Origin of the sequence: Mammaliicoccus sp. RAM2 (assembly GCF_045897195.1) — a bacterium.
In the GTDB taxonomy this organism is placed as follows: domain Bacteria; phylum Bacillota; class Bacilli; order Staphylococcales; family Staphylococcaceae; genus Mammaliicoccus; species Mammaliicoccus sciuri.
The window spans coordinates 18,908-42,363 of record NZ_JBJNWI010000008.1 but is presented as its reverse complement, the minus strand read 5'-3'; the positions used below and the strand labels follow the sequence as shown (position 1 = coordinate 42,363).

Genomic DNA, 23,456 nt, shown 5'->3' with positions numbered 1-23,456 from the left:
AAGAAGGGACTTTTTATGACAATATATAATATTAATTATAGTATTGGTTGGGCGAGCAGTGGTATCGAATATGCCCAATTTTATAGAGCTAAGATGCTTCGTGACCAAAAGGAAAGTTTGAAATTTGTGTTTTTAGATTTATTAACACATGAGAATATTCAAACTTTAACAAGTCACATGGGATATTATGACGATGAGATTATTTGGTTATACCAATATTTTACGGATATTAAAATTGCACCTACTTCTTATACAGTGGAAGATTTAATTGATACGCTTGATATGAAAATAACGCGTCGAGAAGAACAGAAAAAAACGATTAAATTATTTAGTGAAGTGAATCAAACGTATGTTGTTTGTTATTTGAAGGAACAAGGCAAGCCATATGTGGATAGAGCTGAGTTTGTTTCTCGTGGGAAATTAATTAGAAAAGACTTCTATACTTATACAAGAACATTCTCGGAATATTATGCGCCACATGAGAATAGAGCGAAAGTTTATATGAGACAATTTTATAATGAAGATGGTTCTATTGCTTATAATGAGTATTTAAATAATAACGGTCATTTATACATGTTTAAGGATCGAATTTTATATTCTAAACAAGAATTTGTTGCTTATTTTATGAAATGCTTGCATTTAACATCAAAGGATATTGTGATTGTTGACCGATCCAAAGGTATGGGACAACCTGTTATTCAAAATAAAGGCGATTCTAAGTTAGGCGTGGTCATTCATGCAGAACATTATAGTTCGAATTTCACGAATGATGACTATATACTATGGAATAATTATTATGAATATGTATTTTCTCATGTAAATGAAGTGGATTTTTATATTGCAGCAACAGATCGACAAAAAGCAGTTCTGAGTCATCAATTTAATCAATATTACGGAAATCTACCAAAGATATATACAGTGCCTGTTGGTAGTATTCATGATGTGATTAAGCCAGATAATAGAAAACCTTATTCAGTCATAACAGCATCAAGATTAGCCAATGAAAAACATATAGATTGGTTAGTGAAAGCTGTCGTCAAAGCAAAACAATCTATTCCTGATTTGATATTTGATATATACGGAGAAGGCGCTGAAAGAAACATGCTTCAAAAATTAATCGAAGAAAATGAAGCGAATCACTATATCAAGCTTTTAGGACATGTGAAGTTACAAGATGTATATGCTAATTATGAATTGTTTTTCGCAGGTTCAACAAGTGAAGGTTTCGGTTTAACGTTGATGGAAGCTATCGGCTCTGGTTTAGGTATGATAGGATTTGATGTCGATTATGGAAACACAACATTTATTGGTCATAATGAAAATGGATATTTAATTCCTATCGATAAAAGTCACCAATCAGAACAAGAAATCGTCGACAATTTAGCCGAAGCGGTTATTCAATTTTTCAAAAATGATACTTCATCATTTCATGAGAAATCTTATGAACTTGCTGAACAATACAAGACTGACAATATTAAACAAAAGTGGTTTCACTTAATTGAAGAGGTGCTACATGATTAATCTATTTGAATCTTTCGATATAAGAACACAACGACTTTATAAAACATTTGAGAACGCAAAGATGAATGTACAAACCATTGTAATTGAAGAAGATGGATTCTTACCTTCAAATGTCATAACACCTTATCAATTTTTCGCTAATAATGATAATCATGCTTCAAAACCTTTATTCTTTAACCAAGTGCCATTGCCAAGATTTTGGGAAATTGAAGGTAATAATAATTCAGCAGAAATTAAAAATATGGGCGAAGTAAAAGGTAGAATTATATATAAGAAGAACTACGGTCTTAGAATAGTTGAGCGAATTGAATGGTTGAACAAACAAGGTAGAACTCAAGTCATTGACTATTATAATAATAAAGGTTTAAAGTATGCGCAATTAATGGTTGATGATAATCAAAGACGTATTATTAAACGATGGTTCAACGATCGAAATGAAGAAATTATAAGTGAGAATTTCGTAACGAATGATATTATGTTGAAATGGAAAGATAAAGAATATATCTTTCAATCAAAAGTTCAGTTTGTCATATTCTATTTAAAGATGAGCGAAATGCCGTTAGAAAGCTTTTTAATTAATTCTCTATCTATACCATTCGCAGTCCTTCATGACTTAAAAGTAGAAGGACACGACTATTTGTATTGGCAAGAACAAATGAAAGATGATTTACCGGGAAATATGAAGCTTATGTTAGCTGATAAGATGAGAGGTAGTAAAATTTTAATACCAAATAATGAGGAATATGATAAAGTACGTGAACTTATAGAATCTGAACATCAAAGTAGAATTGCGAAAGCAGGTTATGTATACGAGTTTAAAAATAATCATAAAGAAGCGCGCAATGTGCTTACATTAACGAACTCTGATCAGATTCCACATATTGAAGATATCGTTAAAGCTCATCCGCAATATCAATTTCATATTGTTGCTATTACTGAGATGTCTCAAAAGTTACTACAACTTAATAAATATCATAATATCACGCTACATCCTGTAGCAACTAAAGAGAAAATTCATACTTTATATGAAACATGCGACATTTATTTAGATATTAACAAAGGTAATGAAATTCTGGATGCTATTAAAGTAGCATTTGAGCACCAGTTATTGATTTTAGGATATAAAGAGACAGTGCATAATGCGGATTATATTGCTAAAGAAAATCAATTCTCGTTAGAACATAAAGATCAATTAATCCATGCACTAAAAGAGATAGAAGCGGAACCTACATTAGCTGATGTTAAACGAGAAAGTCAATTGAAGCATGCAAGTTCATTACAAGCACAAGCATTTGAAGCGCTGTTTGAATAATATACGCCTATAAAGCATACTCCTTTACTATGACCTTATCTTATTTCTTGGTATGATAAGTATGATATAAAGAATATTAAGATAAGAGGTGTTTCAAATGATGTTTATTGCTGCATTCATCCCTGTATTCATTGTTGGCTTTATTATTCTTGCTATTATGGAAGAGAAAAAGAAGAAAAAATAACTTTTCGACTTTTTATATAAATTGAATTTATCTAGACCTACCAATAATTGATGTTGGTAGGTCTTTTTATTTTTAAAAATAATTTTTTGAAAATTGTAAATTGACTCTATAAATAGACAATGGTAAGATATTTCTTATTAATCCAATCGGAATAATAAATTATTGGAGGGGACAAAGATGAAAAGAATGAAATTAGGATATTTTTTAACAGGTTTTGGACATCATGTTGCGAGTAGTAGACATCCTGAGTCTATTAAAAAGGGTGGTATGAATTTAGAGAAGACAATTGAACAGGCGAAGATTTTGGAAAAGGCTAAGTTTGATTTCTTGTTTGTATCAGACAGTTTATATGTTGATAAGAAGACACATCCTGATATGTTTTCATTTTTCGAACCTTTATCACTTATGTCTATTGTAGCTAGAGAAACGAAGCATTTGGGTCTTATTGTAACGGGTTCAACGACATATTCTGAACCGTTCAATTTAGCAAGAATCTTTGCTTCTTTAGATCATTATAGTAATGGTAGAGCTGGTTGGAACATTGTTACTTCTGGAATTAATGCGACTGCATCAAATTTTAATGGAACAAATAATGTGGATCATGATTTAAGATATGAGCAAGCGGATGAATTTGTAGAAGTTTCTAAACAGTTATGGCATTCATGGGAAGATGTGAATCCTGAAAAGTTACATGATGAGGGTAGATTATTGCCTAATTATCAACCTAAGACGATTGATTATAAAGGACGATTTTATAGCGTGAAAGGTCCGTTAAATATTGAACAACCGCCTCAAGGTCACCCTTTACTTGTGCAAGCAGGTTCTTCTAAGAAAGGTATTGATTTTGCTGCTAAGTATGCAGAAGTCGTGTTTACCGCTCAAAATGATGTGGATGCTGCGGTTCGTTTTGCTGAAAATTTAAAAAGTAAAGTTAAAGAAAAAAGAGGCGATCACCAAGACGTTGTAATTATGCCAGGAATATTTCCGTTTATTGGTGAAACGAGAGAAGCGGCAGAAAAAAATTATAACGAATTACAAGATTTGATTCCTAAAGAAATGGGATTAGAATTATTATCTTCTTATTTAGGTGATACAGATTTAAGTGGGTATGAATTAAATACACCGTTTGAGGATATTGAAATCGATCAAGGAAACAATATTCAAAGTCGTGTTGATTTGATTAAAGAAACAGCTAAGAAACATCATTCTACACTTGAAGATGTTATGAAACATGTAGCTGGTGCAAGAGGGCATCATATTATCGTTGGGACTCCTGAAGATGTTGCAGATAGAATGGAGGAATGGTTTACGAAAGGTGCCGCAGATGGCTTTAATATTATGGCACCACTCAATCCTACACAATTCCAATTATTTGTAGATAAAGTGGTTCCAATATTACAAGATAGAGGGTTAGTGCAAGAAGATTATAGCGAAGGAACATTACGAGAAAAAATTGGATTAAGTTATGCTAAGCAACATAATTAAGAACGATTAAAACAGTTAAAGCTGTTATTCTTCTGAAGAGGTGGTCATCAATATGTATGTAGCTTTTACACTTGTTTCATGTGCATTCTTTATCGGTATTGTCGCTTGGTATTCTTACTATAAGACGAAAAATACAGTAAATAGTTCTGGCGGATTTTTCTTAGGTGGCAGAGGATTAACCGGCGGATTTATCGCAGGTGCCTTAATCCTTACTAATTTATCTGCCGAGCAATTAATAGGATTAAACGGACAAGGTTATCAGCATAACTTATCAAGTATGGGATGGGAAGTAACTGCTGGATTTTCAGTCATTATATTAGCGACTATTCTATTACCCAAATATTTAGGAGGTGCTTTTACGACGCTTCCTGAATTTATAAATACACGTTTCGACCATCAAACGAGATTATTAATTGTCGTGTTATTTATGGTGGGTTATGGTTTCATTACCATTCCTTCAGTACTGTATTCAGGCTCTTTAGCTGTGATACAAATTTTTGATATACCGAATATGTTTGACATTACGTATGAACAATCCATCTGGATTATCGTTTGGGTGATTGGTATTATCGGAATGCTGTATGCAGTTCTTGGTGGATTAAAAGCAATTGCCATTTCAGATACATTAAATGGTATCGGATTGTTGATTGTCGGGGTACTAGTACCGATACTTGGATTTATTGCACTTGGCGATGGCAGTATGTTAGCGGGCATGAAGACAATCGCTACAGAACATCCAGAAAAGCTTAATTCAATCGGTTCACAACAAGATGATGTGCCCTTTGGTTCGATTTTTACAGGTATGATTTTTGCTAATTTATTCTACTGGGGTACGAATCAATATGTGATTCAAAGAACACTCGGTGCGAAAAGTTTAGCAGAAGGTCAAAAAGGTGCGTTATTTACAGGATTTCTTAAAATTCTTGTACCATTCTTAATGATGATACCAGGCGTTATCGCATATCATTTATACGGTTCAGGATTAAAGAATATGGATTTAGCTTATCCAACTTTAACAAAAGACGTCTTTCCAACATTTTTAAATGGTTTCTTTCTAGCTGTACTATTAGGTGCCGTATTCTCAAGCTTTAATGCGTTGCTCAATAGTGCATCAACATTGTTTGTTTATGATATTTATAAAGTACTCATCAATAAAGAAGCGACTGATAGACAAATGATCAGAGTGAGTCAATGGTTTGGCGTAACCTTGGCGCTTATCACATTCTTTATTTCACCAATGTTAATGAATGCACCACAAGGCTTATGGACAATCATTCGTCAGTTTACAGGATTTTTCAATATACCTATCATCGCAATTGTACTGGTAGGGATATTTTCTAAAAGAATTCCAGCTATCGGACCTAAAATTGTGATCATATCACATGTCATTGTTTACTATTTACTCATATGGGGCTTGCCAATGTTTTTCCATTATGAGATGACGATAAATTTTATTTACATACAAGGATTATTGTTTGTCGTTGAAGTCCTTTTAATGATTGTTATTGGAGCAATCAAGCCATTAAGTACACCATATCAATTCAAACCAAATCCTAAAGTGGATATGACACCATGGAAATACACCATTCCAGTGACAGTAGTCTTATTTGGGTCAATGATATTCACATTCATATTATTCTCGCCAATAGGATTAGCCTCACAGGAGAATATCGTTTCACCGTTGTTCTGGCCAATGGTCGTAGCACTTGTTATAGTAGTGGGCGTTCTGTATTACGTCAGTCTAAAACAATGGTCACATAAATACGAATCAACCCTAAAGCAGCAATACAATAAACAACTCAAAGAAGAATTAAATATAGAACAACAAGGAAATGTTTTACCGAATAGCTTAGAACAGTCGATAAAATGATGAGAGATAGTGTGGTAATATATAGTGTAATTTTACTTGTATAAGTTCAGAAAAATGTGTTAAAATTTAGGAGCAAAATAAATAACCATCAGGCTCTGGTTAGAGGACTGATGGTTAATAAGTAAAGGCTCACAGGTGGATTGTGAATACTAAACGAACCTTAATAAGTGTAAGCTAACTATACTGCGAATATAGTTAGCTTATTTTTTATGCCATTTTTTCCATTGGTAGTATTGATACATGATATTAATCTTAGACTTCAATTTATGATCGTGTCTTAAAAAAGCAGAGCTTCTCCAAAAGTGTTTCCAACCTTTCTTTGTCCAATTATCAAATGTAAGAAACTGACCCCTTGTTCGTAGTGATTTTGGTTTATTGAGATAGAATACATTTTTAATTAAGCCGACACCAATTAATGGTCGATAACGATTCTTCGCGCTATATGGTTCTAAAGGAATGTTGATTAAAGCATGTTTGAACATCTTAGTCCAAGTCTTCGGATTTTCTTTTCGATATATACGCATCGCTTCCTGTAAATCATTAGGTAATTGATAGTTCAGAACACGTCCATCCAAGCGTTTAACTTTTACATAAAAATACATTTTAGACACAGATGAAAATTACCTCCGAGCGAAAATTAATACCATAATTATACAATAGAAATATAAGGAAGGTCTAACAAGAATGTATGGAGAGAAGGGGGGTGTTGGAGGTGTGAACATTGCAAGTGGTGTCTGACAAGCAATATTGGAGGTGTGAATATTGCAAGTGGGGAGTGACAAGCAATGTTGGAGGTGTGAATATTGCAAGTGGGGAGTGACAAGCAATGTTGGAGGTGTGAATATTGCAAGTGGAGTACGACAAGCAATGTTGAAGGTCTGAATATTGCAAGTGAGGTGCGACAAGCAATATTGGAGGTGTGAATATTGCAAGTGAGGTGCGACAAGCAATGTTGAAGGTCTGAATATTGCAAGACCTGCCGAAAGAAGATAATGGCATCATATGTTAAAATAACAGTAATTAAAATGAATGCTACTAATGTTGAATAATGATAAACAGAATACCTCTATTGACGCCAATCGTACCTATTGTTAGCAATTATGCGATTTAAAGAGCGTTAGGTGTTATGAGGTGCATTATGTATAATAAAAGAAATAGATTTAAGGAGGGGTTTTATGAGTAGGCAAAGAGTTTCAGCATCTCAAGTAGCCAAATTAGCAAATGTATCTCAATCAACAGTATCGAGAGTATTTACACCTGGTGCAAGTGTGTCTGAAAAAGCACGAAAAAAAGTTATGGCCGTTGCGAATGAATTGAATTATAAGCCGAATGCATTAGCGAGAGGGCTTATTATGAATAAGACAAATCTAGTAGGTATTGCGATGAAAGCAGTGCAGAATCCTTTCTACCATGAAACACTTGCAATATTTACGAAAAAATTAAAAGAAATTGGCTATTCAGTGCTATTTGTAAATTCAGAGAATGAAGAAATACAGCAAGAAGAAATCAATCAATTTTTAGAATATAATGTCGAAGCGATTATTGTGACAGATGCGATTTTGTCTTCTGGTTTAGTTGATAAATTATCTAAAGCACAAATTCCAGTCATCTTATTTAATAGGAGAGATGAATCTTCAGATAGTTATTCAGTAACGTGTGATAATATCAATGCTGCGACGAATATTGCAGATTATTTCTATCAAAGAGGACACAAACATAATGTGTTTATTTCAGGATTATTGAACACTTCTACGAACCAAGAGCGATTAACTGGATTTAAACGTTATTTTGACGAGAAGAACATGGAAATAGATGTTATTCATGGTGATTATACATACGAAAAAGCTTATTATCTTACTTATGAATTTTTAAAATCAGGGAAAAAGATAGATGCATTATTTGGTGCAAATGATGTTACAGCACTAGGCGCCTTAGATGCAATTAAAGCGTATGGTCTATCTGTTCCAGAAGACGTTGAAGTTATAGGATTTGATGATATTAAGATGGCTTCTTGGCCAAACAATAATCTCTCAACTTGGTCGCAACCTATTGAGGAAATGGTTGATGGTGTCATAAATATTTTAACAGATCCAAATAGCGTGGTTGAGCGAGATCAGTATATTCAAGGAAAATTGCTTAAACGAAAAACAACTGTACATACTTGACAAATGTAAGCGTTTAACATAATCTTGTTATAACACAAATTGCATACGTATTCATACTTTTGAAATGTTCAAAAGTATTCTTTTATATTACATTTTGAATACGTATGCAAAAATATAGGAGGTAATTGCAAATGAAGTTTATCAAAGAAGGTATGGCTGAAGCAATCGTAAAAGAAAGTGACGAAAAGACGAAACAAATTGTTACAAATACTTTGAAAGACATTGAAGAACAAGGTGATAAAGCAGTAAGAGATTTATCGATTAAGTTTGATAAATGGGATCCTGAACAATTTAAATTATCTCAAGCACAAATTGAAGAAATAGTAGACTCTATTCCTGAAGACGTTAAACATGATATTGCATTTGCTCAAGATAATATTAAGAAATTCTCAGAAGCACAAAGAGACTCTATGAAAGATATTCATGTTGAAGTTATGCCGGGCGTATTTTTAGGACATAAAAATATACCTGTAGAAAGTGTAGGATGTTACATACCTGGTGGTCGATATCCAATGATCGCATCGGCACATATGAGTATTTTAACAGCTAAAGTTGCAGGTGTAGAGCGTGTTATTGCTTGTACACCTACTATTAATGGAGAAATTCCAAAAACAACTGTCTATGCTATGCATAAAGCAGGAGCTGATGAAATTTATATATTAGGTGGCATTCAAGCTATGGGAAGCATGGCAATTGGTACAGAAACGATTCAATCAGTTGATATGATTGTGGGTCCAGGTAATGCATTTGTTGCTGAAACGAAACGCCAAGTGTTTGGTCGCGTAGGTATAGATTTATTAGCTGGCCCGACTGAAACTCTAGTCATTGCTGATGAAACAAGTGAGCCAGAAATGATTGCAACAGATATTTTAGGGCAAGGTGAACACGGTCCAACATCACCAGGTGCTATTATTTCTACTTCTGAAGAAATTGCGAAAGAAGCGATGAAAGAAATTGAGAGACAATTAGAAACTTTACCTACAGCTGATGTAGCCAGAGAATCTTGGAATAATTATGGTCAAGTGATTGTTGTTGAGGATGATCAAGAAGCAGTTAAAGAAGCTAATAAATTAGCATTCGAACATGTTGAAATATTAACGAAAGATCCAAGTTATTATTTAGAACATATGAAAAATTATGGTGCATTATTCTTAGGTCCAGAAACAAACGTTGCTTATGGTGACAAAGTCATCGGTACAAACCATACTTTACCAACGAAACAAGCAGCGAAATATACAGGTGGCCTATGGGTTGGTAAATTCTTAAAAACAGTGACATACCAACATATAGACGATCCTGAACAAAGTGCAATGATTGGTGAGTATGCAGCAAGACTTTGCCAGTTAGAGAACTTTGCAGGCCATGCAGAACAAGCATTATTACGTGTTAGAAAATATGGTAATCAATAGTCAACAGTGAATGCTTAATTAAGGAGGCTTTACAATGTTAGGGATAATAGGACTTATCGGGGGACTCGTGTTACTGACGATATTAGTAATGCGGGGCATGAATTTGTTAATTGTTGCACCAATATCAGCATTGTTTGTTGCTTTATTAAATGGCGTACCCGTCTTTTCACAATTTGCTGAAAAAGGACAAACTGACTTTATAACCGGATATATGGAGGGCTTTTCAGGGTTTATAACTTCTTGGTATTTGATGTTCTTAACAGGTGCCATATTCGGTAAAGTCATGGAAGATAGTGGTGCAGCTGAAAGTGTATCACATTGGATTATTAGTAAAATAGGTATGAAACGAGCCGTACTCGCAATCGTCCTTGCATGTGGCGTCTTAACATATGGTGGGGTAAGTCTATTTGTTGTAGCATTTGCAGTATATCCAATGGCTGTTAGTTTATTTAAAGAATCCAATTATCCAAGAAGGTTTATTCCAGCCGCTTTAGCATTAGGATCTACAACATTTACAATGACTTCAGCCGGTTCTCCTGAAATACAAAATTGGATACCTATTCCTTACTTGCACACAAGTCCCTATGCAGCATGGGAAGTCAGCCTTGTGACAGCACTCTTTATGTTAATAGCTGGATATCTGTGGCTCATGCATATGATTAAAAAAGCAAAACGAAATGGTGAGGTATTTATTGAAAGAGAAAATGATCAATTTGAAAAAAGAAACCATTTACCAAATCCATTTTTAAGTATGATTCCATTAATTGTTGTGTTAATCGTGTCTTTTCTACTACATAACGTACTTGAACAATCAGCGCTCATTATTTCGTTATCAAGCGGAATTATAGCAACATGGTTATTAAATCGTAGTTATTTCAGAGATTTTTGGAAAGCAGTAGGAAAAGGAACGGAAGGTGCGTTAATAGCACTTGGTAATACATCAGCAGTAGTAGGTTTTGGGAGTGTAGCTAAGATTACACCAGCCTTTAATGATGCGATAGAATATGTGACACATTTAAATGGATCGCCACTCATAACTGGGGCGATCGCTGTAATGGTTATCGCAGGTTTAACAGGTTCATCTTCAGGTGGACAAACAATCGCGTTACCAATACTCGCCCCACACTATATAGATATGGGTGTAGATACAGAAGCATTGCATAGAACAGTAGCATTATCATCAGGAACTTTAGATTCCTTACCACACGGTGGTTATGCTGTTACTACAATTAGATCTATAGCAGGAGAAACACACAAAGACGCATATCCAGCATTCGGCGCAATGACCGTACTCGTCCCAATCGTAGCCGTTATCATAGCCATTATATTATTCACTTTAGGCATGTAATTGAATGTATATAGAAATAGACAAAATATACCAAATTATGATATTATGTAAATGAAAAAAGGACAACGTGCGCTAACACGTTGCCCGATGAGCCCGTTCGAAAGACGGTGACCATAGTCGATTAAAAAAAGTAACCATTTAACTGGTCAAAGTTAGAGATGGTTACTTTTTTGTGCTTAATTTCACAATTGTAATGACTAAGCCAATTAAGACTACGATAAAAGTACCGAAATCTATCATCAGCTTAATTGCATCGACAATTGGAATCACAAAAGGCGTCTCCTTTCTAAAGATTTTGTAGATACTTTCATAAGCACCACCTCACTCTATACTGAGATTAGCCACCATCAATCCAACTTGCTCTGTTATATTATACCAAATTACCAGTATTTGTAACATAATTTTTGGTTGTTATAGACATAATATTGCGGATTATTGTATAATTTAACTATAAAATGGCGACGTACACTAACACGTTGGCCAGTTAGCCCGTTCGAAAGACGGTGGCTGAAGTTTTTAGAACAATAATAAGTAATCATTCCAGAACTCCGTCAAAAGTTGGAATGGTTACTTTTTTGAATGTTGCTAATTAATATTAAACCAATGATTGATATGACAACCATTAGAATTTCATAATCAGTCATTCTACTACTTTCAAGGAGCAAAAACCAACATCATAGGCATCACCCTTGAAATAGAGATTAGTCACTATCTTTAGAACTTGCTTATATTAAAATAAAGATAATATCAATCATTCTGTAAACTTGATTAATAGTTGGGAATGGTTATTTTTTTGTAATAATTTAATGCTCATAGCACAAATTAAAGAGTATTTAATATAATTTGTTTAAAGTACAAGAAGCGGGTGATTAATAATGAAAGTGGTTCATACTAATGACATCAATAAACAAGTACTCATCGATTTGTTTATTGATAACTGGGGAGATGATGAAATGGTTGTCTCTTCAGGAACTTATCAATTATCAGATTTACCAGGATTTGTTGCATACGAAGAAGCGGAAATAATTGGTGTGATTACATATATAATAAGAAATGATCAAATAGAAATTATTTCATTGGATAGTTTTAAAGAGAATGTAGGAATAGGAAGTCAATTGTTGAAAAAGTTAGAAGAAATATCTGAGGAAAAGGATATAACAAAAATTTCAGTCATAACGACAAATGATAACTTAAATGCTTTGAAGTTCTATCAAAAAAGAGGATATAGCATCATAAAAGTCATATCAAATGCAGTAGAAAAAGCAAGAAAGCAAAAACCATCCATTCCACTATTAGCAGAAAATGGGATTCCAATTCGAGATGAAATAGTGTTGGAGAAATATTTGTAGAGAATTGAAAAGTCTAGAACAATGATGTCCTAGACTCTTCCCTACGCCTCAATGATATATCTATATATTTCGTCTTTTACAGGTGATTCCATAGATAATGTCATTGTGACGATATTTTGTTGTTTAGCGTTTGGCATGATTGTTTGTTCTGCTGAATCTTTAATGTAGTGGGCTTTTCCCAGGTAATAAAATTCTTTTCCGTCTGCCACGTCTTCTTTCTTTACAAAGATATACATGTCTATATTATTTTCTTGATGTGCTAAGATTTTTTGGACTTCTTTTGATTTTAATGTACGATTACTTCTTGTAAACCATTTGAGTTCATCAGGGCTTAGGAATTCGTCTTCGTACTTTGTATTATCACTGATATCATCTTGTTTATGATATGTAATGAAAATTGGTAAAGTATTATTTCCGAATTTATAGCCGTTAATTGTTCCGGACTCATCAGATTTCCAGTTTAGTAATTTAACGAAGTCTTTTCTTGTATATTTGTTATATAGTAGTAGGCCATTTTGGCTACCGTGATGTACCATATTATTGTATTTAGCTAATTCAATAATGTCATCAACGTATGTTTTGAATACTGTTTTTTCTAATGCTGCTGAAAATGTATCAGTCAGTCTAACTTCATCATCGATTATGTTGATAATAGGGTTACCATACGTTTTGTTTATTGTAATGCTAAAGAAACGATGGTCTAAAATTTTCAAGGTTGTCTGAATGTCATCGTTTGTAACGTTTGAATCAATTTGTTGTGCGATTGGTAGTAGCTCATGTATTTTATGAGGTCTTCTAATAATGGCTTCTAAAATTGTATAATCAACATTTTTTAAGCCTGGTGCGATTTCTCGAGACAAGAACGTTAAGTTGAGACTTTCATTTTTAGTTAGTGTGTCTTCAATTTTCTTGAATCTGACTAGGAATTCATGATAGTTATTATAAGTACTGTCACTAGAATATATCACGCTAGGATCTATAGAATTCTGTCTAATGAAATCCATTAATAATGGCGTTCGACCAATTCTTTGTTCAACTTCATTAAAAGCCTGTTTAATGTGAGTTGCTGAACTCAAGTTGACTTGTTTCAGTGAATCATATATTTGTTTCTTAGCTACTTCTTCAAAGTTGATAGTAGAAACACCTGTTAATGCAGTATTATCTGCTATAAATCTTCTATAATTATCTTTATTTTGTGATTGATCACCAGATAATGCGACTGGAATGAGGTAGTTTTTCTTATAGTTACCTATGAAATCAATAACCGTTAAATATTCTTTGTTTTCCGCTTTTCTCAAGCCTCTACCAAGCTGTTGAATAAAGATAATACTTGATTCTGTCTCTCTTAACATGACAATCTGATTTACAGGTGCGATATCAATACCTTCGTTAAATAAGTTAACGGTAATAATGTAATTGATTTCTCCTGATTTTAGTTGTTCGATTGCTTCTTGTCGTTTATCCATGTTGTCTTCACCAGTCAATGCAAGTGAAGGTACGTTAAGAGCAGTTAATTTATTAGCGAGCTCCCATGCTTCATCTTTTCTACTTACGAAAATAAGTCCTTTAAGCGTATCACCAGAATAACCATAGTATTGTGTCTTTTCTAGAATATGTTTAACTCTTTCATCAGAAGTTAAATCCGCTAAACTACTGTAATCATCTGTAGATTGACCATTAAGCACATAGTCTGTGACACCAAAATAATGGAAGGGACAGAGTATTTCACTTTCCAGCGCTTTTTGTAATCTAATTTCATAAGCAATGTTGTAATCGAACATTTCAAATATATTTAAATTATCGGTTCTTTCAGGTGTTGCGGTCATCCCAAGTACAAAATCAGGTGTAAAGTAATTGAATACCTTTTGATATGATAAGGCAGCAGAGCGATGCGCTTCATCGTAAACGATATAATCAAAGTATTTTTCATCAAACTGCCTAAAAACATCTTCTTTTGATAATGTTTGAATCGTTGCAAATAAATATTTAGCGTTAGTATTCTTTTGTTTCCCTGTTAATAAGCCAAAGTCCTCATCTTGTGCTAATGGCAGTACTTTTTTAAATTCTTGAATAGCTCTTTTTAAAATACCTTCATTATGAACAATAAATAGAAATTGATTAGGGTTGTAACTTCTCACATCTAATGCAGAGAGAATTGTTTTCCCTGTACCAGTAGCTGAAATAATTAGTGCTTTATCTTTATGCTCTTTTCTGAGTTCAGCTAATGAGTGTAAAGCTTCTTTTTGCATAATGTTAGGTTCGATTCTAACTGCTTCATCAATATTTCTTTGGATTTCATTTTGTTGCTCAGTAATACGATATGCTTCTTTTAAATTACGCGCATCATATGTCTTCTCATAATCTTGAATCCATTCATCAGAAAGAGGCGTACTATTATGCCATAGTTCATCAAATTGAGCCTTAACATTATAAACAAGATCGCCGTTCTTTTGCGTAGAAAGTAAGATATTATGTTCGTAGTTTACTTTTAAAGCATTAGAAGTTAAATTAGAGCTTCCGACAATCATGGATGAATAATGTTCATGGTCAAATACATAACCTTTAGCGTGAAATCCACTAACACCAGTTAATTTTACATCTACATTTTTAAGCTTTAATAATTCTTTATACATTTTAGGCGTGTTGAACCCTAAATAATTCGAAGTAATAATTTTACCTCGAACACCTTTTTTGCCTAAATCATATAGATGAGATTTTAAACTTGCTAATCCACCTTCTGTGATAAAGGCGACTGAAATCGTGAATGTCTTACATTTATGCAGTTCATTAATAATAGTTGAAAGTACATTTTCTTCATTATTATTAACCAATAATTTCGGCATGAAATTACCTTTATGTGAAATTGTACGATCTATAAACCCTTTGTGTAGCGACTGATTAAAGTCTTCTAATAAATTGTTCATATTTATACCTCATCTACAATGATTTTGACAGCAGGTATATCGGCCGGTGCCCATTCTAAAGTTTCAAGATCTTTAACATCAAGCCATTGAATACTTTTATGTTCAGTAAGTGTAGGCATTTTCTCTTTCAATTTACATTTATATGTATGAAGGTTAACAATTCCAAAGTCATATTCATAAGAAGTAGAAGTAACTTTATCATCAACTTCAAGATCACATAACATTTCTTCACTGATCTCTCGTTTTAAAGCTTCTATTTCAGATTCATCTTTTTCTATTTTACCGCCAGGGAATTCCCACATAAGAGGTAAACTCATATTTTCATTTCTTTGTGCACAAAGTACTTTATCATCATTAAAGATAATTGCACCTACAACTTCGATTTGTTTTTTCAAAATATTACCTCCAAAAATTATGATATTTGTCTATATTTTATCAAAAATTGTTCTCAAGGTTAATAAAATGTAAAATTACGATCCATAAAAATTCAACTTTAGATAATTTCCAGTGATTTATTATATGAAAACGAAGAATATGATATATTCTTAATAATTAATAACATTTGTAATGTTTACTAAAGGCGGTTATGTTTTGAAGAAGCAAAGATTAAAGTTGAGTACGCTTGTGATTATTGTGGTTTGTATTGTGGTGCTATTTTCTTTATTAATTACGTGTTTATTAATCAGTAATACGATTAAGGATACGATTCATAGTACGACGAAGGAGAAGGCGGAGGTTATTGGTAAGGCGATTGCTGGTTCTGAGGTTGTGCAGCAGTCTTTGGCTGATGATAGTGATGATCGTAAGATTCAAGATTATACGTCTAAGATTCAAAAAACAACGGACGTGAGTTTTATTGTTGTGATGGATATGAACGGAATTAGAAAATCTCACCCGAATGAGAAATTGATTGGTAAGCATTTTAAAGGTGGCGATGAATGGGATGTCTTACATGGTAAGGCTAGTTCGTCTATTGCAAAAGGGACGCTTGGTTTAACGATGCGTGCTTTCACGCCTATTTATGCTGATGGTAAACAAGTGGGTGCGGTATCGGTTGGTGTGCCAATGCAGACGGTGTATGAAGCTTTAGCAGATGGTAATAAGAAAATTATGATTGGATCTGTGATTGGTTTAATTGTAGGTGCTATTGGCGCGTATTTATTATCGATTTATATTAAGCGTATTTTGTTAGGACTTGAACCTTCACATATCGCGAAAATTCTAGGTGAACGGAATACGATGTTACAGTCTGTTCATGAAGGGATTGTGGCAGTTGATAAAGATGGCAAAATTAATTTGGTTAATAAGTCTGCAATGGATATTTTTAAGAAAGCAGGTCTTAAAGGAGATCCTATAGGTATGCCAATTAATGATTATATGGCTTCGACGCAATTACCTAAGATTGTTGAGCTTGGAAAGCCTGAACTTGATAAAGAACAAGATATTAATGGCGTGAAGATATTGGTGAATAGAGTACCATTAATTGTGAATCATGACATAGTGGGTGCGATATCAACGTTTAGGGATAAGACGGAAGTGCATAAATTATCGGAGCAGTTAGTAGGTGTTCGGACGTATGCAGATACGTTAAGAGCTCAATCGCATGAATTTAGTAATAGATTGCATGTAATTTCTGGTATGTTGCAGATGGAACATTACGATGATTTAAAACAGTACATACGCGAAATTGTAGAACTTGGTAGTCAAGAAAGTGGAGATATCACATCGAAGGTTAAAGATGCAGCGTTAGCTGGTTTCTTAATTGGTAAGCTTAGTCTGGCACGCGAACAACAAATCAAGCTTTCTATAGTTAATCATGCTACGATACCAGAACCGAAAGATTCACATGTTACACATGAAGTAATTACAATTATCGGTAATTTAATTGATAATAGTATAGACTCATTAGTATCATCATCACTTAAAAAGAAAACAATTGACGTACACTTAAACTATAAACAGGATCAGTTAATGATAGATGTAATAGATTCAGGTGTAGGACTCAATCATGAACTAGATGAACATATATTTGAAAAAGGCTTTTCTTCTAAAGGAGAGAATAGAGGATATGGTTTGCACCTTGTTCAACAAAGTGTTGAAAAGCTTGATGGTCAAATATCAATTAATGCGCATGAAGCAGGAAATGTACAGTTCTCAGTTGTTATAAACTATCCGAAAAAGGGCGAAGATAAATGTTAAATATACTTATAGTTGAAGATGATCCAATGGTTGCGCAAATCAATCGTCAATTTATAGAAAAAATAGATCCTGAAGCATTAGTTGATTTTGCACAGAATGTAACAGAAGCAATGGAAGTCATTCAGTCAAAGACGATCGATTTATTATTGTTAGATATATACATGCCAGAAGAAAATGGATTAACTTTTTTGAAATATGTAAGAGAGCAAGGTTATCAAGTAGATGCGATACTGATAACAGCTGCTACAGATGCTGAAGATATTCAGACAGCCTTCAGATATGGCGCGGTAGATTATTTAATTAAACCATTTGAATTTGAAAGATTTAAGAAGTCTTTACTTAAATACAAACAAGGACAGACTTTCTTTAAAGGTAATCATCAAATTAAACAAGCAGATATTGATGCAGAGTTCTTGAATAAACAAGTTGTTACAGATGATTCAGAACTGAAATTACCAAAAGGTGTCACAAAAGAAACGTTACAAAGCATCATTGAGAAGATGAATGACTTTGAAGATCATGCATTTTCAACAGATGATATTTCTAAAGCAGTTAATATTTCAAGAGTATCTGTAAGAAAGTATTTAAAATTCTTAACAGATATTGAAGTACTGGAAGAGTCTTTAACATATGGTATTGGCCGACCGATCTACTTCTATAAGTTAAACAAAGACAACTTAAAATATTTACAAGGATATATGTCATGATATATCTCAATAAAAAACCAAACGATTCGGTTCGTTTGGTTTTTTTAATTACAAAAAGATAATTAAAATTTCATAAGCTATAATTTTTGGTTGCGTTTTCATAAAATGAATTTATATCAATTAAGGGGGATAAAAATGAATACGAAGACCAATTTGGAAGCGGTTACCGAGAAAGAGTTACCTATCCAAAATAATATAAAAAGCTTATGGGAAAAATTAATGAAAGCTAAAATTGGTGTATTGCCATTACCGTTATACATTGTCTTAGCTGCAATTATATTAACAGCATCTATATATAATACGTTACCAGCAGATATGATTGGTGGATTTGCTGTAATTATGATTTTAGGAATGTTGCTCGGTGATTTAGGGCAGAGAATTCCTATATTAAAAGAAATAGGTGGACCAGCTATATTGGCATTGCTTGTACCTTCTATTTTAGTATTTTTAAATGTGATTAATACATCTTCAATGGAAGCCGTTACGAATTTGATGAAGACGTCTAATTTCTTGTATTTCTATATTTCTTGTTTAGTAGTCGGCAGTATTTTAGGCATGAATAGTAAAGTATTAATTCAAGGTTTCACACGTATGTTTGTACCTTTAGTAGTGGGGACAGTCTTAGCTGTCGTAGCAGGCATGTTAGTTGGATTATTGTTTGGATATGATTTACAACATACTTTCTTCTATATCGTTGTTCCAATTATAGGTGGTGGTATTGGTGAAGGGATACTTCCATTATCTATTGCATATTCATCTATTTTAGGTGGATCAGCAGAATCATTCGTATCTCAAATGATCCCAGCAGCTGTTATTGGGAATATCTTCGCAGTTGTCAGTGCAGGACTTATGATGCGTTTAGGAGAAAAGAAAAAGCATCTTTCAGGAAATGGGAAGTTAGTAAAATCTGAAGATGGTAATGAAGTTCCTGAAGAAAAAGAGAAAGTCATTGATTTCTCATTAATGGGTGCAGGGTTACTCATTGCTTGTACATTCTTTATTGTTGGTACACTTGGTCAGAAATTCATTGGTGTCCCAGGACCGGTTATTATGATTTTATTTGCAACATTAATTAAGTGTCTTAAAGTGATGCCACACAAAATGGAAGACGGTGCGCATAATTTATACAAATTTATTTCAACAAGTTTAACTTGGCCGTTAATGGTCGGTCTCGGTATGCTTTATATTCCATTAGAAGATGTTGTGAAAATTGTGACACCAGCCTACGTTATCGTATGTGCTTCAGTTGTATTCATCATGATGTTATCAGGATATTTCGTAGGAAAATTAATGAAGATGTATCCCGTTGATGCAGCAATCGTAACAGGTTGTCATAGTGGATTAGGTGGAACAGGAGATGTTGCGATATTATCAGCATCTAAACGTATGGCATTAATGCCGTTTGCACAAGTGGCTACTAGAATCGGTGGTGTATCTACCGTAATCTTAGCATCACTTTTATTAAAATTATTAAGCTAAATATAAATAAATAAGGAGTAAATAAAAATGACTGAAAGTAATGAATACGGAGAATCTATAAATTTACATCAAGAACGCGCAGGTAAAATTGAAATCACGAGCAAAGTAGATGTGACTTCAGAAGAAGATTTAAGTGTTGTCTATACACCAGGTGTTTCTGCAGTATGTAGAGCAATTGCTGAAGATGAAACAAAAGTAAATACTTTAACTGCTAGAGGTAACATGATTGCAGTTATTACAGACGGAACAGCTGTACTTGGTTTAGGTGATATCGGTCCGAAAGCAGCCATTCCTGTTATGGAAGGTAAGAGTATTCTCTTTAAAAAACTTGCGAATGTTGATGCTTTTCCAATTTCATTAGACACGAAAGATACTGAAGAAATCATATCAATTATTAAAGCGTTACAACCTAATTTTTCAGGTATCAATTTAGAAGATATTTCAGCACCTCGTTGCTTTGAAATAGAGAAGCGTTTAATAGAAGAATTAGATATACCTGTATTTCATGATGATCAACATGGAACAGCAATCGTCGTACTTGCTGCGTTGATTAATGCACTTAAAGTTGTAGATAAATCAGACAAAGATGCCAAAATCATTATAAATGGCGCAGGGTCAGCAGGCATTGCGATTGCGAAATTATTGTTAGAAGCAGGTTGTCAAAATATCACCCTCGTTAGTCTAGAAGGGGTCTTAAATAAATCAGAAGAATGGTTGAATGATGCACAAAGAGATATTGCAGAATATACAAATTTTGATAATGTACAAGGTACTCTAGAAGATGTCATTAAGGATGCAGATGTATTTATTGGCGTATCAGGTCCAAAAGCATTATCAAAAGAACATGTTCAATCTATGAACAACGATCCAATTATCTTTGCATTAGCGAATCCAACACCAGAAATTTATCCAGAAGAAGCGTATGAAGCGGGTGCAGCAATCGTTGGAACAGGTCGTTCAGACTATCCAAATCAAATTAATAATCTGTTAGCATTCCCTGGTATATTTAGAGGCGTATTAGATGCCAAGACACAACATATCACAACTGAAATGAAAATAGCTGCAGCAAAAGCCATAGCAGCAACGATTCATAAAGACGAACTCAATGCAAATTATGTCATTCCAAATTCATTAGAAAAAAGAGTCGTCGATCAAGTAGCAGCATCAGTCCAACAATGCGTAGAAAATAAAACAGAAATTTTGGTGTAAGATATATTTAGAAATAGTTTAAAAAGAATAGAGGAATCTATTCTTTTTTTATTTTAGGTTACTATAGAAAGTCATTTTGATATGAATTACAATACATTTATAAACTTTTTTATGAAAATTATAGTTCGGAGGAAGGAATTTGAAACAGATATTTTCGGGAATGATATTAGTTTTACTACTTTTAATCGTTGGTGTATTTGGTTTCATCGCGTATCAATTTATTGCTGGTGATAATCGTATTGAATTTTCTAGTAATCAACAAACAGCTGATAAAGAACCGAGTAGTGAAGAAAGTAATGACAAAGAATCAAGTGATGATTCTGAGGAACCAGAAGGCGATCCTCCAAGCATCGATGTCCAAACGACTCAATTTAGCCAAGATTTTATGAATTCTGATGTAAGAAGGGGATTTTATGGAGTAGGTATTGGATTGTCGCGAGATGCCATTGAAAAGAAATTCGGGAAGTCAGATGGACGAATAGAAGTTGGGCAATCTCATGCTGAAAAATATGGCAATGTAGCCGTAAGATATAATAGTAAAGATAAAGCAGAACATATATACGTAACGCCGACAAATGTAACAGTAGAAGCATTTAAATCCGTTCACGGAACACCGACTATAGAAAATAGCGATGGGTTAGTTTATGATGATAATCCAAACAATTCCTTCTCAATATTAATAACGACAAAGAATGGTAAAGTAACAGCCATTGAAAATGCCAATCAAATACAAAGATAATATAATGCCAGCTATGATGATGTAGCTGGTATTTTTATATGTAATAGGAAATGCCTCTAAATGAATATATTACACCTTTATGGTAAAATTTATATTTAAAGGGGGATGGTTTTATGAGTAGAGTAAAGTTTTTGAAAGATTATAGAGATAGTCATCTAGACCAGTTCAAGGCAATTAGTGAATATTTATTTTATCATCCAGAATTAAAGTTTAAAGAATTTCAATCTGCAGAATATCTCATGAAGCAATGTGAAGAGTTGGGTTTTAAAGTTGAAGGTAATGTAGCAGAAATTGAGACGGCTTTTGTTGCTTCTTATGGATCAGGTAAGCCAGTCATAGCAATTTTAGGAGAATATGATGCGTTACCAGGTTTATATCAAACACCAAACTCATCTTCGAAAAATGACGAAGGGAATGAGGTTGGTCATGGATGTGGTCATAACTTATTAGGTACGGGTTCACTAATGGCGGCAGCTATGGTTAAAGATTATATTGAAGAGCATCATTTAGAAGGTACAGTAAGATACTATGGTTGTCCTGGTGAAGAAATTGGTTCTGGTAAGACATTCATGGTTAGAGATGGTGCTTTTGATGATGTTGATTTTGCATTATGTTGGCATCCGTCACCTTCTAACAGCGTGATGAATTTGTCATCACTCGCCAATTACTTAGTGAATTTTCATTATAAAGGTATTTCATCACATGCTGCTAATAGCCCTCATCTTGGTAGAAGTGCCTTAGATGCTGTCGAGTTAATGAATGTTGGTGCCAATTATTTGAGAGAGCATGTTACAGAAGATGTGAGATACCATTATGCATTACACGATGTAGGTAGTTCATCTCCAAGTGTTGTACAAGACTCAGCAACAGTACAATATTTGATTCGTGCCAAGACAATTGATACAGTTCATGATGTCTATGAGCGTATTAAGAAAATTGCACAAGGTGCTGCTTTAATGACTGAAACTGAAGTAGAAATCGACTTTGTTAAAGGATGCTCAAATTATATTCCGAATACACAATTAGGCGCTCAATTACATCACTCATTAAATGAAATTTATGAGTATCAAGCGAGTCGTGATGATGAACAATTTGCAAAAGAAATTTTTAATTCATTAACAGACAATGAACGAAAAAATAAATTAACAAGTTTAGTAGGGTTTGGATTTTTAGATGATGAAGGGGTATTAGAAGATAAATATATTTACGATAAAGTCAGTCCTTATAAAGAGACAGATCATATATTATCAGGCTCTACCGATGTATCTGATGTAAGTTGGGTAGTACCAACTGGCCAAGTGTCATGTGCGACCTCAGCTATCGGAACACCATTACATACATGGCAAATGACAAGCCAAGGATTATCAAACTTAGCAGTACAAGGCACAAGTAACGCTGCTATGACAATGGCACATACAGCAATAGAACTATTAGATAACCCATATTTAAGATCACAAGTACAACAAGAATTTAAACAATTCCGTAGTAAAAATGAATATACAAATCCAATACCAAAAGGCGTATTACCTAGGTAATAATTGGAGGATGAGTTTAGT

At 33.6% G+C, this 23,456-nt stretch carries 18 protein-coding genes; 14 read left to right on the top strand and 4 right to left on the bottom strand.

The genetic code is table 11. The features are described from left to right. The first annotated feature begins 15 nt into the window (after window positions 1-15). The 4 genes from gtfA to ACJTHF_RS11845 all read left to right on the top strand — a co-directional run bounded on the left by gtfA (window position 16) and on the right by ACJTHF_RS11845 (window position 6,372). Window positions 16-1,521 (top strand): accessory Sec system glycosyltransferase GtfA, encoded by a 1,506-nt coding sequence (gtfA, locus tag ACJTHF_RS11860; RefSeq protein WP_058591958.1) that lies wholly within the window; start codon window positions 16-18, stop codon window positions 1,519-1,521. After that, entirely contained in the window at window positions 1,514-2,833 is a 1,320-nt protein-coding gene (gtfB, locus tag ACJTHF_RS11855; protein ID WP_119649942.1) for an accessory Sec system glycosylation chaperone GtfB, read from the top strand. The genes gtfA and gtfB overlap by 8 nt, the downstream gene beginning before the upstream one ends. A gap of 361 nt (window positions 2,834-3,194) precedes the next feature. Further along, complete coding sequence (locus ACJTHF_RS11850; protein ID WP_078355343.1) at window positions 3,195-4,502, top strand: LLM class flavin-dependent oxidoreductase; 1,308 nt, start codon at window positions 3,195-3,197, stop codon at window positions 4,500-4,502. Window positions 4,503-4,554: 52 nt separating this feature from the next. After that, window positions 4,555-6,372, top strand: a complete 1,818-nt coding sequence (locus ACJTHF_RS11845; RefSeq protein WP_106417662.1) for a solute:sodium symporter family transporter — start codon at window positions 4,555-4,557, stop codon at window positions 6,370-6,372. 200 nt (window positions 6,373-6,572) lie between these two features. Here the strand turns inward: ACJTHF_RS11845 and ACJTHF_RS11840 are convergent, their stop codons facing one another. After that, on the bottom strand, window positions 6,573-6,983 hold the full coding sequence (locus ACJTHF_RS11840; RefSeq protein ID WP_078355341.1) for a hypothetical protein: 411 nt from the start codon (window positions 6,981-6,983) through the stop codon (window positions 6,573-6,575). A 564-nt stretch (window positions 6,984-7,547) separates the two neighbouring features. Here ACJTHF_RS11840 and ACJTHF_RS11835 point away from each other — a divergent pair. The 3 genes from ACJTHF_RS11835 (at window position 7,548) to ACJTHF_RS11825 (ending at window position 11,294) form a co-directional block, all read left to right on the top strand. Continuing rightward, entirely contained in the window at window positions 7,548-8,537 is a 990-nt protein-coding gene (locus ACJTHF_RS11835) for a LacI family DNA-binding transcriptional regulator (protein ID WP_078355340.1), read from the top strand. Window positions 8,538-8,668: 131 nt separating this feature from the next. Beyond that, the gene (gene hisD / locus ACJTHF_RS11830) at window positions 8,669-9,946 is read left to right on the top strand and encodes a histidinol dehydrogenase (RefSeq protein WP_232156962.1); all 1,278 of its coding nucleotides are present in this window, start codon (window positions 8,669-8,671) and stop codon (window positions 9,944-9,946) included. A 34-nt stretch (window positions 9,947-9,980) separates the two neighbouring features. Then, entirely contained in the window at window positions 9,981-11,294 is a 1,314-nt protein-coding gene (locus tag ACJTHF_RS11825) for a GntP family permease (RefSeq protein WP_078355338.1), read from the top strand. 162 nt (window positions 11,295-11,456) lie between these two features. Here the strand turns inward: ACJTHF_RS11825 and ACJTHF_RS11820 are convergent, their stop codons facing one another. Next, a complete protein-coding gene (locus tag ACJTHF_RS11820; protein ID WP_370622765.1) occupies window positions 11,457-11,564 on the bottom strand; it encodes a putative holin-like toxin in 108 nt (35 codons plus the stop codon). Between the two features lie 605 nt (window positions 11,565-12,169). Here ACJTHF_RS11820 and ACJTHF_RS11815 point away from each other — a divergent pair. After that, window positions 12,170-12,643, top strand: coding sequence for a GNAT family N-acetyltransferase (locus ACJTHF_RS11815; RefSeq protein WP_153654131.1), 474 nt, complete (start codon window positions 12,170-12,172; stop codon window positions 12,641-12,643). Between the two features lie 41 nt (window positions 12,644-12,684). Here ACJTHF_RS11815 and ACJTHF_RS11810 read toward each other — a convergent pair whose 3' ends face one another. Both ACJTHF_RS11810 and ACJTHF_RS11805 read right to left on the bottom strand, forming a co-directional pair. Further along, window positions 12,685-15,567, bottom strand: a complete 2,883-nt coding sequence (locus tag ACJTHF_RS11810) for a DUF3427 domain-containing protein (protein ID WP_232156960.1) — start codon at window positions 15,565-15,567, stop codon at window positions 12,685-12,687. 2 nt (window positions 15,568-15,569) lie between these two features. Then, window positions 15,570-15,962, bottom strand: a complete 393-nt coding sequence (locus ACJTHF_RS11805; RefSeq protein WP_232156958.1) for a (deoxy)nucleoside triphosphate pyrophosphohydrolase — start codon at window positions 15,960-15,962, stop codon at window positions 15,570-15,572. Between the two features lie 196 nt (window positions 15,963-16,158). On the opposite strand from ACJTHF_RS11805, the gene dcuS reads away from it, so the two are divergent. The 6 genes from dcuS to ACJTHF_RS11775 all read left to right on the top strand — a co-directional run bounded on the left by dcuS (window position 16,159) and on the right by ACJTHF_RS11775 (window position 23,435). Further along, the gene (dcuS, locus tag ACJTHF_RS11800) at window positions 16,159-17,766 is read left to right on the top strand and encodes a DcuS/MalK family sensor histidine kinase (protein WP_142391177.1); all 1,608 of its coding nucleotides are present in this window, start codon (window positions 16,159-16,161) and stop codon (window positions 17,764-17,766) included. Next, window positions 17,760-18,473: a response regulator gene (locus tag ACJTHF_RS11795; RefSeq protein WP_048540430.1), complete on the top strand. Its 714-nt coding sequence runs from the start codon at window positions 17,760-17,762 to the stop codon at window positions 18,471-18,473. The genes dcuS and ACJTHF_RS11795 overlap by 7 nt, the downstream gene beginning before the upstream one ends. Before the next feature lie 135 nt (window positions 18,474-18,608). Further along, complete coding sequence (locus ACJTHF_RS11790; RefSeq protein WP_058591945.1) at window positions 18,609-19,952, top strand: 2-hydroxycarboxylate transporter family protein; 1,344 nt, start codon at window positions 18,609-18,611, stop codon at window positions 19,950-19,952. Between the two features lie 27 nt (window positions 19,953-19,979). Next, window positions 19,980-21,161 (top strand): NADP-dependent malic enzyme, encoded by a 1,182-nt coding sequence (locus ACJTHF_RS11785; RefSeq protein WP_075578281.1) that lies wholly within the window; start codon window positions 19,980-19,982, stop codon window positions 21,159-21,161. Window positions 21,162-21,300: 139 nt separating this feature from the next. Beyond that, entirely contained in the window at window positions 21,301-21,900 is a 600-nt protein-coding gene (locus tag ACJTHF_RS11780; RefSeq protein WP_058612751.1) for a hypothetical protein, read from the top strand. A 113-nt stretch (window positions 21,901-22,013) separates the two neighbouring features. Then, window positions 22,014-23,435 (top strand): amidohydrolase, encoded by a 1,422-nt coding sequence (locus ACJTHF_RS11775; protein WP_106417696.1) that lies wholly within the window; start codon window positions 22,014-22,016, stop codon window positions 23,433-23,435. The last annotated feature ends 21 nt before the right edge of the window (window positions 23,436-23,456 follow it).